We start from the raw sequence: 22,362 nt of genomic DNA on the forward strand, positions 1-22,362 counted from the left end.
ATTACTCTGCCTTTTCAGTTGCAACAATTTCACCTTGAGGATGAGAAAGGTGAAAATCATCAAAGAAGGTGTAACGGCCTGGTTTTAGTGGTGCGATTACAACGACAGAATTGGCGCCCGGTGCTAATACTTTTTCTTTACGTAGCTGTGTACTTTCAAATTCAACAGGGCTAGTGCCTGTATTACGAATTTTTATTCTAATAGGTGTTTTAGCGGGGACTTCAAGTACTTGGGGAATAAGTTCGCCATCTTTCATTTCTAATTCAACGGTGTATTTCTCTGCTGCAAAAACAGAGGATGTCACCATTAACAGTAGTAATAATGTATATTTAGAGAGAGTTTTGATCATCAGCGTTTCACTTAAAAAAAGAGAAAAAGGATAAATCCAAAGGGTTGGATTTATCCGTTATCAAGCTAATTAGTAACTGCCTTTACGACCCGTACCGCTATAGGTGAAATCCCATGACACTTCAAAGGGTTCAAACCAAGGTGAAACACCCGTTTCTTTATCTATATGGCGACCAAAAGCGATATCTTTGTTGTATGAAGGCGGGTAAATTTTATAGGTCACGTTATATTGACCATTCCCGTCTAGTTTCAGGTTTTCACCATAGTGAGGGCCATCGTTGGCAACCATCGCCATAAATGTACCTTGTTGTTTTTTCGCAGGCGCGTCGGATTTTGTTACAGTGTATTCGATGGTGAGGTAAGGGATCCAATCACCCTCAGCAAATCCATTCGGATTATCTTCCGTAGCATGAATATCTGCTTCTAAATGGATATCTGCCTTATCAGCAGCCAAGTGATTCATCGCATGATGACCTTCTTCGGTATCCATTGTGATAGGTTGGAGATAAACCCCTTGAATTTCCATACCATTTTTAAGAATAGGATGACCAACTGGATACTCGACAGCAAGAGCGGACGCAGAAAGAAATGAGAGTGCAGTGAGAGAGAGTGCATAGCGATATTTCATGTTTAACCCCTATTATTGAATGATAATTGTTATTATTCTTAATAAGGTTAACATAATTTGTATTAGAAATAGGAGATAATCTATACGAAAAATATCGCTTAAGTTGGCAGGGAAGTCAGTGAAAATAGTGATAACGTTTTCTTTTATAAAAGAAAAAAATTTGTTGTTCTGAAAGAAATATATGAATGGGATTAATAATTCCAGGTAATAATACTCAATGAAATCATCTAATTAAGAATAATATATGGAAATCTTATTTATCATAATAAGAAGATAAAATAGAAGACTTCCATATTAAGAATATTAAATTTGACTTTGAGCACTCCAAAACTGTTTGGACTGTGTCAGCGCTACAGCTGAAACTTGCTCTTCATTTGGTGGGAGGAAAAATGCAGGAGTGACTTTTAGCTCTTGTGCAATATGAAAGAGCATATCAACATCAATCTTACATAGCCCATTCTCATAACGTGAAAATTGTTGCTGGCTAATACCGACTCGTTCCGCGACAACTTTTGCTGACAAGCGAAGTTGCTGGCGTTGTTTACGAATTTTATGCCCAATAATTTGAGAAATGGGATAAATCTTTGACATTAGTGACCTCATTCTTCCTATCAACCACCAATAATATCCAATAAATTGAATATTAAGTTTCCGTGATGGATCTTCAAAATAAACAAGCACTCCAGCTTGAATGAGTCAAATCCATACTACTGTGTTATCGGTTAATTGGATGAATTATTTATACCCGTTACGTTATAAGATGATATTAATTTTCATTAAACTATTTTGAGATCTTTCTTTTTTCTAGCAGGATAATCGAGGATTTTTTGATAAGCAGTGCTATATATTGCCTAAACACCATTTATTCTGTTATTTATGCTCGCATTTATGATTAATAAAGAGTAAATAATGCAATCACAATAAAAAAGATAAAGCCCTCTTTGACTGTATTTATACTCGAAAATACCTTTTATAGGCTTTTTATAATGGGTTATTTTTGAGTTTTTTTTTATCTCGCTGAGATTTCCCTTCTTAAAATAGCGTCAAACCCAAACAATAATTTTCATTTTATTGTCATTTATAAAATTACATTCACATCTAATAGTCTATGGCGTTAAGATTGTTATCTATAATACTTAGGCAAATTATAAGTATTGCAGGGTAATTATCTATTTATCGTCAAGGTCGAGATTATGAATGTAAAAGATATCATTCGTCATGAACCATTTGGAACATTGCTAGGCTATGCGCCTGGTGGTGTCGCGATTTACTCTTCAGATTACAGCAGTATTGATAAAGAAGACTATGCCGCTAATGATTCATTCCGTAGTTATATTGGTAATGAATATATGGGGCATAAGTGGCAGTGTGTTGAGTTTGCTCGCCGTTTTCTCTATTTACATTATGGAACTGTATTTACTGATGTGGGAATGGCTTATGAGATATTCTCGCTGCGTTTTTTACGCAAAACCATAAATGACGATATATTGCCATTACAAGCCTTTGCCAATGGTAGTAAACAGTCGCCAGCAGTGGGTGCTTTGCTGATTTGGCAAGAAGGTGGTGAGTTTAAAGTAACAGGGCATGTTGCGGTTATTACTGAAGTGCTTGAAGATAAAATTCGTATTGCGGAACAAAATGTTATCCACACTCGATTACCTGCTGGGCAACAGTGGACTCGAGAATTACCGCTTAAAGTGACGGATAACGGTTACTTTATTCAAGATACTTTTGATAATACAACTCTATTAGGTTGGATGATCCAAACAGAGCCTAATGCTTATAGCCTTCCTCAACCTAAAATTGCGCCTGAACTGTTAGCCATTCATGCGGAAAAACTTGAGAATAAAGGCCAGTTGGATGGCAAATGGTTAGATGAAAGTTCACCGCTAGAAAAAGCGTATGTCGTCGCACAACACGGTCATATCATCAATCAAGATAGCTATGAATATTTCACCATTTCAGAAAGTGCAGAGCAGGAACTTATTCGTGCAAGTAATGAAATGCATTTGATGTATTTGCATGCAACTGAAAAAGTGTTGAAAGACAATAATCTACTGCGTTTATTCGATATTCCTGAAGTGTTGTGGCCTCGTATTCGTTTGTCATGGCAAAACAGACGCCATCAAATGATCACGGGACGATTAGATTTTTGTATGGATGAACGTGGTGTCAAAGTTTATGAATATAATGCTGACTCTGCCTCTTGCCATACCGAAGCTGGCTTAATCATCGAGAAATGGGCACAGAAAGGTGGAATTAAAGAGGGTTTTAACCCTGGTGAACGCTTACTTGATGCATTAGCGGATGCTTGGAAACACTGTGATGCAAAACCTTTTGTGCATATTCTTCAAGATGATGATAGTGAAGAAGATTATCACGCTCTCTTTATGCAACAATCACTGAATCAAGCAGGTTATAACAGTAAAATTCTACGTGGATTAGATGAACTTCATTGGAATAGTCGTGGTCAATTGATTGATGCAGACAAGCGGGTTGTTGAATGTGTCTGGAAAACATGGGCTTGGGAAACAGCATTAGACCAACTAAGAGAAGAGAGTGAACAACAAGCACTGATCCCTATTCGTACAGGGCATCCTGAAGGCGAAGTCCGCTTGGTCGATGTGCTTTTACGTCCTGAAATTACCGTTTTTGAACCTCTTTGGACACTTATTCCTAGTAATAAAGCGATTCTACCTATTTTATGGCAATTGTTCCCTGATAATCCTTATTTGTTAGATACTGATTTCACAGTGACACCTCGTCTTGCACAAAGTGGTTATGCGGTTAAACCGATTGCAGGTCGTTGTGGTAGTAACATTGGTTTAGTCGATCATAAAGATAATGTGTTAGATGAAACCAGTGGTCAGTTTGATCATCAAGAAAATATTTACCAAGAATTATGGTGTTTACCAAAAGTGGCAAATCGTTATATCCAAGTTTGCACCTTTACAGTGGGCGGGCATTATGGCGGTTGTTGTTTACGTTCAGACCCAACTCTAGTTATTAAAAAAGAGAGTGATATTGAACCTTTAATTGTGATTGAAGATAAACACTTTCTAGCTAAATAAGATCATAGACGTTTAGAATTAATAAACGATAGACCCGCCTAATTGGCGGGTTTATTTTAATAAATAATATTCTCAGTGATATGTTTTCTATTTGCGACGATTAAACCTGCATATTTTGCAATAGCGACGATCTGTTGTGTTGAAAAGGTCATCTCTTTCATCGGATTTTCCTTAGAAAATTACATTCTTTCCTTGATTTGTTTTTTCAGCCACTGAATGAAAAGCTGTACTTTAGCATTATTTTTTTCATTTCGAGTGACGAGGTAATAACGCTGAGCACAAAAAAGCTCACTATTATCAAAAGGAATAATTAATTCTTTATTAGCCAGTTGTTTTTGCACTAAACGTTTTCTTCCCATTGCTACTCCTGAGTGGTTAACCGCAGCAATAACAGCAAGATCAGAGCGGTCAAAACAGATATTGCTACGATTAGGAAAAAGTGAAAGCCCCATATATTCACTCCAAGCTCGCCATTCGTCGAAATCAGAGTTATTACTCCAAGCTTGCCTATCATGCAGTAAGGTGCAATTGGATAGATGATGAATATTGCCAATAAGCTCATGTTTTTTAGCATATTCAGGGCTACATACGGGAATAATAGATTCTGAAATTAAATCTTCGCAATAAAGATTTTGTAGTTGTTTATCATCAAAATAAATCGCCAGATCAATGCCATAACCTCGAAAGTTAATATCATCATTTCCTGTGAGTAGATTTAATTCAATAGAGGGATAACGTTCAGTAAAATCTGAAATAAGAGGAACTAACCAACATTGGGCAATAGAAGGTCGTGAATAAACGGTGAGAATGCCTGAGACTTCTTGGTTATGAATATCTAAAATTTCTTGGTTAATATCTTCTAGCGTTTTTTTAAGCGCCCAATAAATTCGTTCACCTTCTTCTGTTAACTCTATTCGGCGATGAAAGCGGTCAAATAGCTTGATACCTAATTCTTCTTCTAACGTATTAATACGATGACTAATAGCACTTGGCGTTAAGGACAGTTCTTCTGCTGCTAAAGCGAATGAAAGATGGCGACCTGTTGCTTCAAAAGTGTGAAGTCTTGCTAATTGATAACTAGATAATCGTTTATTTCTTAAAATCACGCTAGAAGATTCAAACATTCTTTTATTCTCGTTTTGTTGTTAATAGTAACGTAGGTTAACAATCAAGCTAATGTTAAGATGAAATACCATGCTGCTACTTATCATAATGTGATTATTTGTGCATTGTGTCACTTATTTGAGTTAATTGATTTCATCTTAGTGTAAATTTTCATCATTTGTAAGTACCGAATGATTAATATTCAATATGATTAACAATAAATAAAATATTTGGGATGGATATATGGATTCAACGTTATGGGTGCTAGGTACTCTTATAATTAGTATCTTGCTCATTGTTTTTACTATAATAAAACTTAAGTTTCACCCGTTTTTAGCCTTACTATTGGCAAGCTTCTTTGTGGGTACTGCAATGAAGATGAATCCTTTAGAAATGGTAAATGCGATTGAAAACGGTATTGGTGGTACGTTAGGATTTTTAGCAGCAATTATCGGTTTAGGAACTATTCTTGGTAAGATGATGGAAATATCAGGTGCCGCAGAACGCATCGGTATTACATTACAAAAATGCCGTTGGTTATCTCCAGACGTTATTATGGTATTGGTTGGTCTTATTTGTGGTATTACACTCTTTGTTGAAGTGGGTGTGGTATTACTGATCCCTCTTGCTTTCTCTATTGCGAAAAAAACAAATACTTCATTATTAAAATTAGCTATTCCATTATGTACAGCATTAATGGCTGTTCACTGTATTGTTCCTCCTCATCCTGCTGCATTATTCGTGACTAATGAATTAGGGGCAGATATGGGAACCGTTATTGTTGCGGGTCTTGCAGTTGGTTTAGTCGCATCTTTAGTGGGTGGTCCTTTATTCTTAAAAATATTAGGTGAACGCTTACCATTTAAAACAGTACCTGAAGAATTTTCTGATATGGAAATTCGTGAAGAAAAAGATTTACCTTCATTAGGTGCCACTCTCTTTACTGTATTACTGCCTATTGTTCTGATGTTGATAAAAACAGCAGCAGAATTAAATATGACAAAGGGAACATCGCTTTATACTGCATTACAGTTTATTGGTAACCCAATTACAGCGATGTTTATTGCTGCCTTTGTTGCTTATTATATTCTAGGTATTCGTCGTAATATGGGCATGAATACGTTATTGAAGAAAACAGAAGATAGCTTTAGCTCTATTGCCAACATCTTATTAATTATTGGTGCGGGTGGTGCTTTTAATGGCATTTTAAAAGGTAGTGGTTTAAGTGAATCTTTAGCGTTAATTCTTTCTAACTTAGATATGCATCCTATTTTATTGGCTTGGTTAGTCGCCATTATCCTTCATGCTGCTGTTGGTTCTGCAACTGTTGCAATGATGGGCGCGACTGCAATTGTTGCACCACTAATGCCTTTATACCCAGACATTAGCCCTGAAATTATTACATTAGCAATTGGTTCAGGTGCTATTGGTTGTACCATCGTCACAGACTCACTGTTTTGGTTAGTGAAACAGTATTGTAATGCAACTTTAAGTGAAACTTTTCGTTTTTACAGTGTCGCGACCTTTATTGCCTCCTTTGTCGCACTAGGCGGTACATTTATGCTTTCTTTTGTCATATAAAAGAGAACGACTATGAACCATATAGATATAAATAAATTAACAAGCAATTTTCCACTAGTTCGTGACTTAGTGGACTTAAAAGAAGTGGTTTGGTTTAACCCAAAAGTGACCACCACTGACCAGGGACTTCCATATGTTGGTTTAACGCAAGATGACGTAATTGACGCACAAGCGAGATTACAACGTTTTGCACCTTATTTAGCTAAAGCATTTCCAGAAACAGCTGTTACTCAAGGAATTATCGAATCAGAAGTGGTTGATATTCCTAAAATGAAAGTCGCACTTGAAAAGCGTTATAACACGTCCATTAGCGGTCAATTGCGTTTGAAAAAGGACAGTCATTTACCTATTTCTGGCTCAATTAAAGCGCGTGGTGGGATTTATGAAGTACTGACTCATGCTGAGAAATTAGCGATAAACGCGGGATTGTTGAGCACAGACGATAATTATGAAAAATTATTTTCTGATAAATTTCGTGAATTCTTTAGCCAATATAGTATCGCGGTAGGCTCAACAGGCAACTTAGGTATGTCTATTGGGATCATGAGTGCGAAATTAGGCTTTAGTGTGAGTGTTCATATGTCTGCTGATGCACGTCAATGGAAGAAAGATAAATTACGTTCTCATGGCGTTAATGTTGTTGAATATGAACAAGATTACAGCATTGCGGTAGAAGAAGGCCGCAAAGAAGCAGAGAAAGATCCTAACTGTTTCTTTATCGATGATGAAAACTCAAAAACATTATTTTTGGGTTATGCGGTAGCGGGATTACGTTTAAAACGCCAATTTGAAGAGCAAGGTGTTCGTGTTGATAGTGAGCATCCTCTGTTTGTTTACCTGCCTTGTGGTGTCGGTGGTGGCCCTGGTGGTGTTGCATTTGGGCTAAAACTGGCATTTGGGGATGCCGTACACTGCTTATTTGCAGAGCCAACGCACTCACCTTGTATGTTATTGGGTGTTTATACCCAATTACATGAAGGCATCTCTGTACAAGAGATTGGTATCGATAACGTAACTGCGGCTGATGGTCTTGCTGTCGGTCGTGCATCAGGCTTTGTTGGTCGAGCAATGGAGCGCTTAATTGATGGTTATTACACTATTGATGACCAAGAGCTTTATGACTTACTCAGTTTATTAAATAAAGAAGAAGGGATTAAGTTAGAACCTTCGGCTTTAGCTGGAATGACAGGTGCTGTACATGTCACTCAAGCTAAAGATTATCTGCAAGGATTATCACTAGACAGTCAAAAAATGCAAAATGCAACGCATTTAGTATGGGCTACTGGTGGTGGTATGGTTCCAGCAGATGAAATGCAAAAATATCTCGCTCAAGGAAAATAGAGAGAGAACGGAGGCTATCAGCTTTTGTTCTGATAGCTTCTCAAAAAATAAAGGGAGTAGTACAAGTATTTTTCTAAAACAATAAAAACGTAGCAATATGCTACACCAAGCATTACCTCAAACATTCACACCAGGATGTCACACCAGGGGAAAATGTCGTAGTATTATTATAAAAAAGAGGCACCCATTGGGTGCCTCGCTTACTTTATATCTTGCTAAATTAGAAAATATTAAAAATCAATTTTGATATTCACTCCATAATTTCTACCTGGCAAAGGGGCTAAATATTTCAACTGAGAAGAAGCGGGTCTTGCTTCTGTATTGGTGAGATTATTAATAATAAAATCAACAGAAACATCTAATTTATCAAGATGATATTTTTTGCCAATTCCTGCATCAACTAATGTGTAAGAAGGAAAAGTAATATCCCCACCATACATTAATCCACCACTTTCTTTTTGTTTTTTATAGTAAGTCGCAGTACTAAATGCGGTTAACTCTTCATGCTGATAATTAAGGCTAATACCATGTTTTTCATTGGGAAGATTAGGCAAATAATTACCTGCAATAAAGAGCTTTCTTTTACTTCTGTTTTCAACAAAATCACCAAATAGTGTGAATGTAAGATTATGGTCGTGAGGCATTTCATATAAATATTTAAATTCGTATTCTAAACCTTTTGTTTCAAGATCAGTTTCATCCCATTCCATTACTGTAACGCCACCACGACTTACGCCCGTTAAGCGTCTAAACTTAAAATCGCTATAGTCAGTTTTATACAGATTGAGTTTATTAGAAAAATTACCAATCTCAATAATGGATGATAATTCAATGCTCTTACTTTTTTCTGTATTAAATTTACTGTTTCCTTGTTCTTCAATTAAATAAGCATAGTGGGGACCATGTGTATAAAGTTCATTAATTTCAGGAGCACGATAAGAAATATTTTTTTGTAGCTTTAATGTCCATTCATCAATTGGTGTAAAAGATAAGGCTAATGTATTTGCACTGGTATCAAAATGACGATTTTGCAGATTTGAACCTTGTCCTCGACCGCTATTATAATTATCGGGAATATTTAGATGATGATGGGTATAGCCTTTACGGTATCCCGCAGTAATTTCAAAAGGAGATAAATTTAACGACTCAACCCAATATATTCCATACTCTTTGGTCAATACACTTGGTAAATAAGCATCATAGCCAGACGTTTTCAGATCACGATAATTACCGTTAATTCCGACAGCACCATTAAGCCGATTAAATAGCGGAGTATGTGCAGTTTCTATCGCTAATTGATGGCTTTTAGTGTTAAATACCGATGATGCAATTTGACCGACCAACTCCTCATCTTTCGATTCAGAATAAGAGTAATAAAAAGCGCTGTCTCTGAAAAATGGCGTTAAGTGATAATGTTTTCCTTGTATATCTATTCGTCGATTATGGTTTGAAACTGAAATAGGTTTGTACATTTCTCGTGTCGTTTTCGACGTGAGATAAGCATATCCTGGTACACCATAAGATGTTTGAAAATCAGTAATAGATAGGCCTAAATAACCATCATCTTCAATATAAGAGAGTGATGCATTACCACTTTGGCTTTTTAAAAAGCTATTAGGAATTTCTTTATTATTATTTTCAACATAATGCTTAGGCGGTGTTACATGTTCAATGGATGTGGGACTGCCGGGTTTATATTGTGAGTTAGCTTCATTATCAACATAACCAATACCTGAAAAATAATCTTTATCTTTAAAAGTATATTTATCATCTTCGCTTAATTCATATTCAACTTTGTATTTTTTCCAAAACTCACTAATGTAAGGGTAAGCTTCAGGATTACGGCTGGTAAACACTTTCATATCAACTTGGCATTGATCACGTAACGCAAAGTGACTTTTTAGTTGTTGATAGCTATAACACGGTGCTGCTTTAGAATGTGTTGGAATTTTATATCTAGTAACTCGTTTAGTGGCACCTGAAATATTAAAAACCCAGTTTTCTTCATTACTGAATTTAATATTTGCTGATCCACCATTACCGTTATTGGTACTTCCATTAAATGTCACGGCGCCTGAAATCGCTTTTTCAGGCAACTGTGTCATTATCCTATCATCCCACAAATGAATTGCACCACCACTGCTACTACCTCCATAAAGTAGTGCTTCAGAGTTTTTACTGATCGATATTTCATTAATTCTGTTCATATCAATGGGAATAGGCATATTTCCACTAATAAATGAAACATCATTAATAGGAAGATTATTGACTAAAATACCTACTCTATTTCCAGACATGCTACGAATAACGGGTCTTGCGGCATTAGGGCCAAAACCTTCTGCTTGTACTCCTGCGACTTTTGAAACGGTATTACCAATGGTATTGGACTTTATTTGTTCAAGTTGTTTTCCTTTTATCTCTTCCCGATTATTCAGTAACAATGAAGAGAAAGTCTCTTTGTTTTTTATTGATGCTGCTTTAACAGTAATAACATCGTTTGGTATTTCTTTTCCTTTGCTTTTATCTTCATTATTCTCTTTTCCATATAAAGGAGACGACAAAAGCATAAGTAAAATAATAGAGAATTTACTTTTTTTCATAATTATTTTTTATACTTAGAATGTAAGAGTAGTGCCTAATATGATATTACGACCTGGTAAATACATTTCATCTTTAATATAAGAGGTACTGTCTTTCCTTTTTGCATCAAAGATATTATTAACTTTGGCATACAAGGTATAATTGGTATTATCTAAATAGCCAATATATTCACTACCTAAGCTAACTGTATTATAAGATGCTGTTGGCGTTTCATATTCGGCTGTTTTATTCTGTTTTCCAAAGTGATCAACCCGAATTTGTCCATTTAGATTTTCTGTTAAACTATGTTTAATATAAACGCTTAATCGATAAGCGGGGATCCTTGGAATATTTCCTTTATTATGCAGTAAATTTGCTCTGACATAATCACCAGAAATACCAATTAAGCTATCTTGGTGATAGTAATAGTCAATATTACCTTCTACACCTTTGAATTGAGCATCATGTTGTACGTATTGTAATGGTCGATATCCATTATTTAATTCAGCGCCAGTAAACTTGCCATAAATATAATTATCAATATGGTTATAATAGGTACTAATATTGAATTGAATATCACCTGTTACTTTAGTTATCCCAATATCAATATTATTTGCCGTCTCTGCGGTTAAATTAGGATCGCCTTTTTCAATAGTTCGACTTGCAGCATGAACACCATTCGCGTAAAGCTCTTCTGCAACAGGTAATCTTTTCGTGTGTGATAGTGATAAATTTAAAAAATAATCTTGTGTAAAATTCCACGCTAATCCAGCAGAAATCGAAGATGCACTCTGTTTATTGTTTTTTTGAGTTTCTCTATTTAACAGTGATTGCCACTCTTGGCGAAAACCTAATTCATAGCGAAAATCGCCGAATTGGTATTCTTCTAATAAAAAGAGTGAGTGATTTTTTGTTTTTGTTGACGGTACATAAGCCTCTTCTCCATAAGCACTAAAATCACGTTGATTAAATTGCCCGCCAATAACACCATGCCAGCCTAAAATAGGTTGATGTGTGAAAGAAAATCTTAATTCATCTCCTTTGTTTTTAAATTGGGTACTAACTTCATGATCTTCTTTTTCATCATGATGATAATGGGTTCTGGCCGCACTGAAACGTACCGATTCAATACCGGCAAATGGGTTACTTTTTTCACCACGAAGATCCCATCGTTTACTCTCCATAATAATATAGGGAATGCCATGCTCATGTTGTTCATCAGGGTATTCATGATTGTGATCATGATGATGATGACCAACTAAAGGTGGGTGAGTAGGGGCGTGATGATGCTCCTCCTCATGATCATGAAAATGAGTATGACCAGGTAATCCATATCGGCGATGTTGCTCACCATAGCCAATTCCAATATAACCCTCATCAAAGATCCATGATGCACCGATATTTGCAGATTGGTTATCTTGATAAGAACCAGCTAAGCGGCTTGCTTCCCCTTGATGTAATGGCTCGGGTTGTTTGTAGTTACTTTGGTAACGTTTCGTGCCTTCAATACGCAGAGCTAAATTATCTTGCCCTAATGTCAAACCTGCTGCACCGGTATTTCCTTTAGAAACAGAATCATATTGATAATGTAATTCGCCATCGTAACCTTTTTCAGGCACTGACATAGGAATTTTGCTATCAATAACATTAATGGCGCCACCGATTGTGCCTCCTCCATAAAGTAATGCTGAAGATCCTTTTAATACTTCAATACGCTGGCTTAAAAAAGGTTCACTCGTGATTGCGTGATCTGCACCAATCGACGATACATCCATAAGATCACTACCACTGTGCAATACTTTTACTCGGTTGCCTGACATCCCACGAATAACGGGATGCACTGAGCCTCCACCAAAAAAACTGGCATGAAAACCGGGTAGAGATGTCAATGTTTCAGCAATAGATGCACTACGATTAGCGCGTAACTCTTCTTGTGTAATGACAGCAACGGGTGTTGCCATTTTTTCTTGTGGTGTTTGTAAAGGCGTTGAATAAACCTTTAATACCTCATTTTGTGGTTTTTCTTCTGATTTCGTTGTGGTGTTTGCGTTTGCAAATAATGAATAACTTATTGAAATAAAAAGCGTTGTATAACTAAAAACAGATTTTTTCATTTTACTTACCTCCTGTATTTTATAATGTTATAACATAACATTTTGTAAATATTGTAAGTAAATATAATTATCATTAGCAAGTGGTGATTTTTTCAAAATGATAAAAATTTTATAAGTTATTGTAATTTATATATAAAAATATTTTCTCTGAAAGAGGGAGAAGAGATAAAAAAAGGCACCTCAAAGGTGCCTTTAAGATAAATAAGATAAAGACGCTTATTCTAAGATAAACATACCATAAGGGTGAATTTGCAGATAATAACTGTCACCTACATTCGGCTGAAGCTGTGTGGCATTGACTTGTAATAGCAAGGTTTGATTTTGCCATTCTACCGTGACTTCATATTGTGGTCCCATGTAAGCCACATGCACTATTTTACATTGCTGACAGACATCGCCTTGTTGAGATAAGGTAATCGCTTCTGGTCTAACTCCAACTCTAACTTCGGTTTTAGTCGTATTAAATGTATCTGGTTTTGGTAGGCGATATTGGAAAATATCAACATAATCAGCGCCCAATGTGGCTGGGAATAAGTTTGCATCTCCCATAAAGCTTGCCATAAATTCAGATGCGGGTTGGCGATAAAGATTTTGTGGTGAACCTAATTGCATTATCTTGCCTTTATTCATCACTAAAACCATATCAGAAACGGCAAATGCTTCACTTTGGTCATGAGTGACATAAAGAGACGTGATATTAAACTGTTGTTGTAATTCACGAATTTTCTCTCTCATACTACGACGTAAGTTAGCATCAAGGTTACTCAATGGTTCATCAAAAAGCAGCACTTTAGGTTTCAAAATTAAGGCGCGAGCTAATGCAACACGTTGTTGTTGACCACCTGAAATTTGGTCAACAAAACGGTCTTCAAAGCCTGCTAAATCCACCAGCTCTAAGGCTTCAGAAACACGTTGTTTGATTTCAGCCTTAGGACGCCCCAGCATTTTTAAGCCATAGCCAATATTTTCGCCCAACGACATATGAGGGAAAAGGGCATAAGACTGAAACACCATACAGATGTCGCGTTGCTGGATCGAACGGTCGGTAACATCTTCGCCATCGATAAAAATTTTGCCTTCTGTCGGTTTTTCTAACCCTGCCACTAAACGTAATACGGTTGTTTTACCGCAACCTGAAGGCCCTAATAATGAAACCATTTTGCCTTGTGGAATAGACAAACTGAGATCTTCAATCACCGTGTTAGTGCCAAAACGCTTAATTACATTTTTCAGTTCAACGAAATGTTGTTGTGTCATGATTTATACTCCGTATTACTGTGCATTTTTGGCTTTAGAGCGTGAAACACGGGCTTCGCCAATCAAATAGTCAAATAAGAAAATAATTGCCAACATCACGACGATTAAAATCGAGCCGTAGGCAATTGCGACGCCGTATTCACCATCTTCAACGCGGTTTAAAATATAAGCGGTTGCAACGCGTGTATCTGGTGTAACAAGGAAAACGATGGCACTGACTGTCGTTATCGCACGCACAAAGCTATAAATCAGCGCAGATAAAATAGCAGGGCGTAATAACGGTAACAGCACATAGAAAATGGTTCTCATTGAGTTCGCTCTTAAACTTAGAGAAGCTTCATCAAGCGATTTATCAATTTGCCCTAATCCCGCAATACCCGCACGTATTCCCACAGGCACGTTACGCATTGTCATAGAGATAATCACAATTGCCGCCGTTCCCGTTAAATAGAAAGGCGAGTCGTTAAACGCAAGAATATAAGAGACACCTGCGACGGTTCCTGGTACGGCAAAACAAAGCATGGTTGTGAACTCGATACTTTTTTTACCTTTAAAGTCTTGGCGCACCACGATATAGGCAATTAATAGTCCGAGAATTGCCGTGATCGGCGCGGCGATACCCGCATATAACAAGGTATCTAATAATGAAGGCCATGCACCGTCACTCATTCCTTGACCAAATAATTTGATAAAGTTATCGAGTGTTAAGGTGTAATCAACTCCCCAGTTAACGGTAAAGCTACCGTAGAAAATACTGCCATAGAGCAGGATATTAAAGACAACCCAAATACCTAAAACAGTAGTCACAAATGCGATCAGTGACGATGGAAGAGGTTGAACATCACCGCGATAAGATTTACCTGATACCGTGACGTAAGAGCGTTTACCAATCCACATATACTGCACACAGAACACTAATAGTGAGAAAACTAACAGTGATGCGCCTAATGTACTAGCTGATTGATAATCAAGCTGAGAGCCTGTGATATAGAAATAAATTTGTGTGGCGATAACGTCAAAGTTGCCTCCTAAAACTAACGGATTACTAAAGTCAGCAAGAGATTGCACAATTACAATTAAAAACGCATTGGCTAACGCAGGTTTAAGCAACGGCATAAAGACGTTAAAGAAAGTTTGATAACGGTTTGCTCTTAAGGTGTAAGAGGCTTCTTCTAATGAAGGATGAATGGTTTTAATGGCGCCATCTAAAATCATAAATGACATAGGGGTAAAGGCGAGCACTTGCGCCAACCAAATCCCTGTAAAGCCATATAACCAGTTGGTATTTTCAAGTCCTGCGTAAGTGGCCAGAAACTCTGTCACATAACCCGAACGTCCCATCATTAACGTCACCCCTAAACCGACAACAAAAGGTGGTGTAACAATAGGTAAGATAGAAAATACACGGCCGATAATGGCAGAGCGCACCGCAATACGTGACGTATAAATGGCCAGTATTAAACCAAAGAAAGTACAACCTATCCCCACAGCAATAGAAAGCACAATTGAGTTAAGCATCACTTGCACTATATGGGCTTGGCTTAAAATCGCGATAAACTCAAAAGGTGCAAAATTGCCCGCGCTATCTTTAAACATCGGAATAAAAATAGCGATACTAGGGAAGATAATAAAGGCGCCAATCAGTGCAACAACAGCTATCAAAGAGCCGATAACAAAGCTATCACCGCCCAGCCATTCAAGGCGTGTTAAGGCGGTTTTCATGATCATTCCCAGAGAAATAAAAAGGATGATCGCAGAATAACCTAAGCCACGCCCTTCAAGGGTTGCACTGACTATCGTAATAAATGCACAAAATAGGGCAAAACCTGCATCAAAATAGTGGCGAGAGCGATTTTCACGTTTAGGTGCAGTTAATGGGCGAAATAGCAGTAAACTCGGTAATAAAAACCAGAGCCAACTGATATTTAGGCTACTCCAGCCATAAGAGGTGAGCAATTCATCTGCTGTTGAGTCTAAAAGACCGTAGTCAAGGCTCCATGATGGCAGTAACGCAAATGCCATCCATGCAATTAGGATCCATAAAAATATGGGATCCCGCCTCTTTTTTTCAGGTAAAGCGAGTGTGTGAGACATAAATCCCCCGAGAGTAAATGTATTTATTATTATGAGAAAAAGAGAGCGAGAGGTTATCTCGCTCTGTTAATGAGCTATTTACCCATTTTTACTTCGGTAACCCACTTATTAATCAGTTCCTTACGTACTTCACTATCGCCATATTTATCCATGTCGTAGTTAATGAGTTTTAAGTCTGATAATTTCAGTGCCATAGGTGAAGATTCAGCCGAGGTATTGGTTAGAATTTGGTAAGATTTACCTTCTTTCCAGCTAATTTCCTGCGCTTCTTTTGAGAGTGTCCAATCTACGAATAATTTTGCGTTATCCATATTGCGGGCATTTTTAATGATACTGACACCACCGATTTCATACCCTGTACCTTCACAAGGCGAGATCAATTCAAGTGGGGCGCCATTTTCAACTTCTAATGAGTAATCATGTAGGAAACCAATACCAATGGCTGCTTCACCACGGGCTGCATTTCGTGCAGGAGCAATACCTGATTTGGTGTATTGAGAGATATTTGTATTGATTTTCTTCAGGTAATCAAAGGCTTGTTCAGTGCCCCATAATTGATCAAAGGTTGCCAGTGCAGTGTAAGCCGTACCTGAGCTTTGTGGATCAGCAATTTGAATTTCGCCTTTGTATTCAGGCTTAATTAAATCTTTCCAGCAGGTTGGAATAGCAATGCCTTTTTCTTTTAAGCGATCTTTATTGACGCCAAAACCTAAAATACCGACATAGACCGCAGAAGAGTAGTTTCCTTTGCGTTTAGCTGGATCACGAAATTGTGGCATGATCTGATCGAGATTAGGAGAAACGTAAGGCTCTAGCAGATCCATTTCACCCGCTTGTGAGTGAGGATCCATTGTACCGCCATACCAAACGTCAGCTTGTGGGTTACGTTTTTCAGCTTCAATTTTAGCTAAAGTACTCCCAGAACCATTACGAACGAAGGTAGTTTTAACATCATACTTTTCGGCGAAGGCTTTTGTTTCAGCTTCACACATCGCATTTGTCGCACTACAGTAAACGACTAAACGACCAGCCGCATTTGTTGATAAGCTAACCGCAGAAAGAGCCAGACCAGCAGCAACGAGTGTAGAGAGGGTTTTCAATTTCATGTTCAGAACCTTTTAAATGTGTCGTCATCGGAAAATGAAAGTGGGCCAACTGAATGCTCTTGTTTGCTAACATCAGCAATCAACAACGGCATTAGTAAGAGTCCCATTAAGGCCGCAGCACTGGTTAATAATGCAAACATCCCAGTCCAACCATAATGCGCCATGACCTGACTTAATGGCCAACCTGCCATTGCCGCCCCTAAATAGGCATACAATCCCAAGTAGCCAGTTACCGTGCCTGCTGCGTTTTTATGGCAATATTCTGTTGCAGCAAGCCCGATTAACATCTGTGGTCCGAACACAAAAAAACCGATACTAAAAAAACAGGCTGCGAGTAACGCATAATGATGAATTGGAATTAACCAAAGTGCTGTTACTGCGGTAAAAAGCCCGAGTGAAAACAGCAATATCATTGGTGCTCGTTGGCCGCGGAATAATAAATCCGAGCCCCAGCCTGAACATAACGCCCCGAGCAAGCCACCTACTTCAAACAAAGAAAGAATGGCATTTGCACTTAATAAATTGGCGCCATGTGTCTCTGATAACCAGATATTTCCCCAATCGTTTATCGCCATACGTATGAGATAAACCAAAATATAAGAAAACCCTAGCAACCAAATCATTCGGTTAAATAAAATGCTCTCTTTCAAAATAGTTAGCATAGGTTTAGGCGGAGAGGCTTGTTCTTGACGTAATTCAAACACATCGCGCCGCCACACACCCACAGTAGGAAGTCCTTCTTCTGCGGGAGTCCCTTTTAATCGTACACACAACCATAGCCCGATGATGATGCCGATAATACCGGGAACAAGCAGTGCGACTTGCCAACTATAATGCGTCGCTAGCCACGCAGTTAAAATGGGAAGACTCATCCCGCCAAGGTTGATTGAGATATTCCATAATCCCCACCAGAAGCCACGTTCATTGCGTGAATACCAGTGTGTTAACAACCTTGCACAAGGTGGCCATCCAAAGCCTTGAAAGAAACCATTTAGTGCCCAGACCAAAAGCAGTGCAGGAAACGAAAGACAATAGGCAAAGATAATATTCATAATGCCTGTCATTACTAATCCAACACCCATAAACCAGCGGTATCCCCACTTATCGTGGAAAATACCAGAAACAAATTTAGATAAACCGTAAGTGAGATAAAAAAGGCTGGCTATCCAACCGATATCTCCTTTATCTAAATTCAATTCAACTTGCATAACGGGCATCACAAAGTTGACGCTTTTACGTGTGAGGTAGAAGGTGGCATAACCAATAATCATCGACAGCATTAAATTTTTGCGCCAAAAGTTATAGGTCTTATTTATTGATGCCGAATTTTTACCTGACATAACATCCTCTTTGATGTTGCAAATGTAAAAAAAATGTCGCGAAAAAGAATGAGATAAGGTTGTAGATGACTAAGACTTATTCTTAGTTTTCACTGTTTTCTTTTGAATTTGTGGGTAAGTTAACAATTATTTTCGTACCGTGATGATTTACCACTTCCCATTCTCCACCTAAAGCACGAATGCGTTCTTCAATTCCGCGTAATCCAAAGCCACTACTTTGTTGTGCTGATAATGACGTGGGTAACATGCCAATACCATTATCACTAATCATCAGTCGTAATCGGTTTTGGTTTTGAGTCAGTGAGATTTGGATATAGGTCGCGTTGGCGTGTTTACTAATGTTGTTTAACAGCTCTTGTACTAAACGGTAGAGGGTAAAAATAATGGTTTCATTTTTAGGCTCTTTATCTAACGAGTAATTAAAATTACAGATGATACCGTTGTCATCAAAAGCAAACTCATTAATTAAATGGTGAAGGGCTTTTTCAAGCGACATTTCTTCTAAAACAGGCGGGCGTAATTGTCGGAGTAGTTGACGTGTAGATTGATGAATTTGCAGTGCAAGCCGTTCGATTTGTTCCCCTGTTTGGCGCGTTTTATCGTTATCAGCCATCTTTTTTACTAACATTGATTGAATTTGGATGGCTGTAATATTTTGCCCAATCTCATCATGTAATTCACGAGCAATGGCTTTTTTCACATCTTCTTCGGTGTGAACAAGTTGCTCCATTAGTTCGCGTCTAGCCTGAAGTTCTTGCTCTAAGCGTAATCGATAGTGACGTAAATTATGGGCTAATTGCTGTTGGCGGCTTATTGCTATCCCTAAACCAATGCCAATAATAGCTTGCGTAGTTAAAAACATTTCTAACTCACGTAAGTCATTAAACGCGCCATTAACTTGTCGAGCAAAGGTGATAATTAAGCTGCCTAATATTGCAGATAATACGCCGCCTTGCCAGCCATAACGATACGCCATAAATACATTAGGGATAAAAACAAGAATAACTAATAAGCGTTCTATTTCGGGTGTTAAGAAAAACTGTGCACTTAATCCGATAAGGCAAAATAGAAATCCCCACATGAGTAAGGAGGTTCTTAATGGCGGATCGAGTGTGCCGTCAGAGACTAAAGTGCGACTTTGTAATTCGCGTAGATATTCATAAAGTAAAAAAACAAAAGGGGCGAGTAATATGCCACCAGTAACGGATGTCAGAAAAATACCGCTGGTGGTATTAATTACAAAACCAAGAATAAAGGCTTGTAGCAGGCTATTAAAGCCAACGGCACTAATTAATAGGGTTAGGCGTTGCCAATAAAGAGGATATCGCCACCAAATACGCTGAACTTCTAACGCGATAATAAGGCTTAGTATTGGTGAGAGATAAATAATGGCGTGGGTAATTAATTGCTCTTGCGCTAACCAGTAATAAAGCCCCCATTCAGCAAATAACATTGGTAGCCAAAAACGCCGCCAAAGTAAAATTATTAGGGCTAATCGTAGACCTTGAGGTAAGAAAAGGGCGGCTTGTTGCCCGTTTTTACTTAAATAGAAGCCAATCACCCAAAGTGATAGCCAAAGTAAAGAGTAGGTGAGTAATAAAAAGAGGGATTGAAGAAAAAAACGCAGTCCCCTTTTCATTTTACAGCGAGCCTGTAATCAATTGATTTTTTAAGGCGAAATGAACCAGATCGATAGTGGTTTCACAGCTTAATTTACCAAGAACATTGGCTCGATGAACGTGAACGGTTTTGTGGCTAAGGTTAAGTTGTACCGCAATTGTTTTGACATTAACGCCTTGAACTAAAAGATTGAAAATCTCTCTTTCGCGAGGTGTTAACGTATGTAATGCATCTTCTTTTTCGGGTGTTTGTCGTAACGCTTTCATTGCATCAGAACAAAGATAACAGCCACCTTGATGTACAGCGCGTACGGCTTGTACTAACTCTTCAGGGCCACAACGTTTTGTTAAATAACCGCGGGCGCCCGAATCTAATGCGCTTTGAACAAAAGCGGGCGTATCGTAGATACTTAAAATAATGGTGCGAAAATCAGGGCGCTTTTGTTTTAAGCGACTTTGGAGTTGTAGACCACTTTCGCCAGGCATAGAGAGATCCATCACAGCAACATCAATATCGTCATGTGCTAAATAAGGCCATGCTTCTTGCCCATTAGAATATTCACCCACGATATGAATATCGGGTTCTAACATTAAGAGTTGTGCAAATCCTGAACGCACAACAATGTGATCATCTACTAAAGCAACTTTTATCATAATTTTTTATTAGTCAGAGAGTAGTCAGACAATACTTATATGATTTATAACAAGCTACAGAAAGATAAGCGAGGAAAAATGGAGAAGAAACACGGTTTTGAATCTTATGTCTCGTTTTTGTCGTGGTGAATCGTGACAAGCAAATAATAACAATAGATTATTTATTATTCAGGTGATAATTCCCCATAAACAGGGAACCTCTGTTTATGGGGAAATGTGTTATTTCTTATTGATTAAGCAACTTGAACAGGAACCGCTTTTGCAATACGTTTCATCTCGTTGTTATCTTCAAAATAAGCAATATTAGGTTTATGGCTACGCGCATCACTATCAGGAATTTGCACATAAGAACAAATAATTAAGCGATCGCCAACGGCGGCACGACGCGCAGCTGCTCCATTGACTGAAATAATCCGAGAGCCTCTTTCGGCACAAATGGCATAGGTTGAAAAACGCTCACCATTATCAACGTTATAAATATCAATCGCTTCATTTTCAAGAATGCCTGCGGCATCCATAAAATCCTGATCAATTGCGCAAGAGCCTTCATAGTGAAGATCAGCTTGTGTGACTTTTACGCGATGAAGTTTGCCTTGTAACATAGTGCGTAGCATTGTTGTGTTTCCTATTTTTCTAATAATGAATATTAAACAAGGTTAACTTGCTGGTTATCAATCAAGCGTGTATTACCTAGCCATGCAGCCATTAAAATCACGGCCCGATGGCTCTCTTCATTTAATGGTGTGAGTGTATCCGCATCACAAATAAAGCACTCATCTGCACGAAAACCTTGTTGCTCTAAGGTGTTTTTTGCATTTTGCAGTAGCTGATTAACATCATGATTACCCGACTTTAGTTGTTCTGCAATTTCTTGCATCGCTTGATAAAGTGCAGGGGCTTGTTGTTTTTCGTTATCAGATAATAGACGATTGCGCGAACTGAGCGCTAAACCATTTTTGTCACGTACGATAGCAACAGGAACGATGCTGATATCCATACATAAATCGCTTACCATCTTTTTGATAATTTGCAGTTGTTGGAAGTCTTTTTCACCGAACATCGCAACATCAGGTTGTACAAGGTTAAAAAGCTTACTGACAACTGTCGTGACACCACGGAAATGACCAGGACGGCTTGCGCCTTCTAATACGGTAGATAATACAGGGACATCAACAGTTGTTTGATTTTCCATACCGTGTGGATACATTTCTTTTGCTGAAGGCGCAAAGATAATATCGACATGTTTATCACGCAGTAACTCGCAATCTTCTTGTAAAGTACGAGGATAATTTGCTAAATCCGCTTCTCTATCAAATTGAAGTGGGTTAACAAAAATAGATGTGATCACAACATCTGCGTGAATACGCGCTTCTTCAATTAATTTTAGGTGACCTTCATGCAGATTACCCATTGTTGGAACCAATGCAATGCGTTTACCTTCTTGCTTTAATCGCTTGATTTCTCTGCGTAAGATAAGCGTAGTTTCAATAATTAGCACGGCGTGACTCCTTTTAAACAATATTGA

17 protein-coding genes are annotated in these 22,362 nt (G+C 37.9%); 3 read left to right on the forward strand and 14 right to left on the reverse strand.

Annotated features, from left to right (window positions below):
• Position 1: 1 nt before the first annotated feature.
• From JEP71_RS07750 to JEP71_RS07760, 3 genes are all read right to left on the reverse strand, one after another.
• On the reverse strand, positions 2-349 hold the full coding sequence (locus JEP71_RS07750) for a cupredoxin domain-containing protein (protein ID WP_088493623.1): 348 nt from the start codon (positions 347-349) through the stop codon (positions 2-4).
• Between the two features lie 69 nt (positions 350-418).
• Positions 419-976, reverse strand: a complete 558-nt coding sequence (locus JEP71_RS07755; protein ID WP_109371597.1) for an iron transporter — start codon at positions 974-976, stop codon at positions 419-421.
• Between the two features lie 303 nt (positions 977-1,279).
• A complete protein-coding gene (locus tag JEP71_RS07760) occupies positions 1,280-1,567 on the reverse strand; it encodes a helix-turn-helix domain-containing protein (RefSeq protein ID WP_072063612.1) in 288 nt (95 codons plus the stop codon).
• 602 nt (positions 1,568-2,169) lie between these two features.
• On the opposite strand from JEP71_RS07760, the gene gss reads away from it, so the two are divergent.
• Positions 2,170-4,047, forward strand: coding sequence for a bifunctional glutathionylspermidine amidase/synthase (gss, locus tag JEP71_RS07765; protein WP_198626048.1), 1,878 nt, complete (start codon positions 2,170-2,172; stop codon positions 4,045-4,047).
• A 179-nt stretch (positions 4,048-4,226) separates the two neighbouring features.
• On the opposite strand, the gene dsdC is transcribed toward gss, so the two are convergent.
• Positions 4,227-5,171, reverse strand: coding sequence for a DNA-binding transcriptional regulator DsdC (gene dsdC, locus JEP71_RS07770; protein WP_109371592.1), 945 nt, complete (start codon positions 5,169-5,171; stop codon positions 4,227-4,229).
• Positions 5,172-5,394: 223 nt separating this feature from the next.
• Here dsdC and dsdX point away from each other — a divergent pair, with 223 nt between their 5' ends.
• Positions 5,395-6,732, forward strand: coding sequence for a D-serine transporter DsdX (gene dsdX, locus JEP71_RS07775; RefSeq protein ID WP_160230020.1), 1,338 nt, complete (start codon positions 5,395-5,397; stop codon positions 6,730-6,732).
• A gap of 12 nt (positions 6,733-6,744) precedes the next feature.
• Entirely contained in the window at positions 6,745-8,073 is a 1,329-nt protein-coding gene (locus JEP71_RS07780; RefSeq protein WP_198619398.1) for a D-serine ammonia-lyase, read from the forward strand.
• Positions 8,074-8,303: 230 nt separating this feature from the next.
• Here JEP71_RS07780 and JEP71_RS07785 read toward each other — a convergent pair whose 3' ends face one another.
• The 10 genes from JEP71_RS07785 to panC form a co-directional block, all read right to left on the reverse strand.
• Positions 8,304-10,673, reverse strand: coding sequence for a TonB-dependent receptor (locus tag JEP71_RS07785; protein WP_198626050.1), 2,370 nt, complete (start codon positions 10,671-10,673; stop codon positions 8,304-8,306).
• A 15-nt stretch (positions 10,674-10,688) separates the two neighbouring features.
• Positions 10,689-12,767 (reverse strand): TonB-dependent receptor domain-containing protein, encoded by a 2,079-nt coding sequence (locus JEP71_RS07790; RefSeq protein ID WP_198626052.1) that lies wholly within the window; start codon positions 12,765-12,767, stop codon positions 10,689-10,691.
• Positions 12,768-12,983: 216 nt separating this feature from the next.
• Positions 12,984-14,024, reverse strand: coding sequence for a ferric ABC transporter ATP-binding protein (gene fbpC, locus JEP71_RS07795; protein WP_109371582.1), 1,041 nt, complete (start codon positions 14,022-14,024; stop codon positions 12,984-12,986).
• Between the two features lie 15 nt (positions 14,025-14,039).
• Positions 14,040-16,118, reverse strand: coding sequence for an ABC transporter permease (locus JEP71_RS07800; RefSeq protein WP_198619402.1), 2,079 nt, complete (start codon positions 16,116-16,118; stop codon positions 14,040-14,042).
• Between the two features lie 74 nt (positions 16,119-16,192).
• A complete protein-coding gene (locus JEP71_RS07805) occupies positions 16,193-17,224 on the reverse strand; it encodes an ABC transporter substrate-binding protein (protein ID WP_069368510.1) in 1,032 nt (343 codons plus the stop codon).
• A gap of 2 nt (positions 17,225-17,226) precedes the next feature.
• Positions 17,227-18,579 (reverse strand): MFS transporter family glucose-6-phosphate receptor UhpC, encoded by a 1,353-nt coding sequence (uhpC, locus tag JEP71_RS07810; RefSeq protein ID WP_311747287.1) that lies wholly within the window; start codon positions 18,577-18,579, stop codon positions 17,227-17,229.
• 67 nt (positions 18,580-18,646) lie between these two features.
• The gene (locus JEP71_RS07815) at positions 18,647-20,203 is read right to left on the reverse strand and encodes an MASE1 domain-containing sensor histidine kinase (protein WP_198619404.1); all 1,557 of its coding nucleotides are present in this window, start codon (positions 20,201-20,203) and stop codon (positions 18,647-18,649) included.
• Between the two features lies 1 nt (position 20,204).
• Complete coding sequence (locus JEP71_RS07820; protein WP_109371574.1) at positions 20,205-20,837, reverse strand: response regulator transcription factor; 633 nt, start codon at positions 20,835-20,837, stop codon at positions 20,205-20,207.
• A gap of 233 nt (positions 20,838-21,070) precedes the next feature.
• Entirely contained in the window at positions 21,071-21,451 is a 381-nt protein-coding gene (gene panD / locus JEP71_RS07825; RefSeq protein WP_064719124.1) for an aspartate 1-decarboxylase, read from the reverse strand.
• Between the two features lie 32 nt (positions 21,452-21,483).
• Complete coding sequence (panC, locus tag JEP71_RS07830; RefSeq protein ID WP_198619406.1) at positions 21,484-22,335, reverse strand: pantoate--beta-alanine ligase; 852 nt, start codon at positions 22,333-22,335, stop codon at positions 21,484-21,486.
• Positions 22,336-22,362: the final 27 nt, after the last annotated feature.

This window comes from Proteus sp. PR00224, from assembly GCF_016238105.1.
Lineage (GTDB): Bacteria > Pseudomonadota > Gammaproteobacteria > Enterobacterales > Enterobacteriaceae > Proteus.

Coding starts and splice junctions, on each gene's coding strand:
- JEP71_RS07820 (WP_109371574.1), bottom strand. CDS start 20,837: ATGATAAAAGTTGCTTTAGTAGATGATCACATTGTTGTGCGTTCAGGA.
- JEP71_RS07750 (WP_088493623.1), bottom strand. CDS start 349: ATGATCAAAACTCTCTCTAAATATACATTATTACTACTGTTAATGGTG.
- JEP71_RS07780 (WP_198619398.1), top strand. CDS start 6,745: ATGAACCATATAGATATAAATAAATTAACAAGCAATTTTCCACTAGTT.
- dsdC (WP_109371592.1), bottom strand. CDS start 5,171: ATGTTTGAATCTTCTAGCGTGATTTTAAGAAATAAACGATTATCTAGT.
- JEP71_RS07755 (WP_109371597.1), bottom strand. CDS start 976: ATGAAATATCGCTATGCACTCTCTCTCACTGCACTCTCATTTCTTTCT.
- JEP71_RS07800 (WP_198619402.1), bottom strand. CDS start 16,118: ATGTCTCACACACTCGCTTTACCTGAAAAAAAGAGGCGGGATCCCATA.
- JEP71_RS07760 (WP_072063612.1), bottom strand. CDS start 1,567: ATGTCAAAGATTTATCCCATTTCTCAAATTATTGGGCATAAAATTCGT.
- dsdX (WP_160230020.1), top strand. CDS start 5,395: ATGGATTCAACGTTATGGGTGCTAGGTACTCTTATAATTAGTATCTTG.
- JEP71_RS07815 (WP_198619404.1), bottom strand. CDS start 20,203: ATGAAAAGGGGACTGCGTTTTTTTCTTCAATCCCTCTTTTTATTACTC.
- JEP71_RS07805 (WP_069368510.1), bottom strand. CDS start 17,224: ATGAAATTGAAAACCCTCTCTACACTCGTTGCTGCTGGTCTGGCTCTT.
- panD (WP_064719124.1), bottom strand. CDS start 21,451: ATGCTACGCACTATGTTACAAGGCAAACTTCATCGCGTAAAAGTCACA.
- JEP71_RS07790 (WP_198626052.1), bottom strand. CDS start 12,767: ATGAAAAAATCTGTTTTTAGTTATACAACGCTTTTTATTTCAATAAGT.
- gss (WP_198626048.1), top strand. CDS start 2,170: ATGAATGTAAAAGATATCATTCGTCATGAACCATTTGGAACATTGCTA.
- fbpC (WP_109371582.1), bottom strand. CDS start 14,024: ATGACACAACAACATTTCGTTGAACTGAAAAATGTAATTAAGCGTTTT.
- JEP71_RS07785 (WP_198626050.1), bottom strand. CDS start 10,673: ATGAAAAAAAGTAAATTCTCTATTATTTTACTTATGCTTTTGTCGTCT.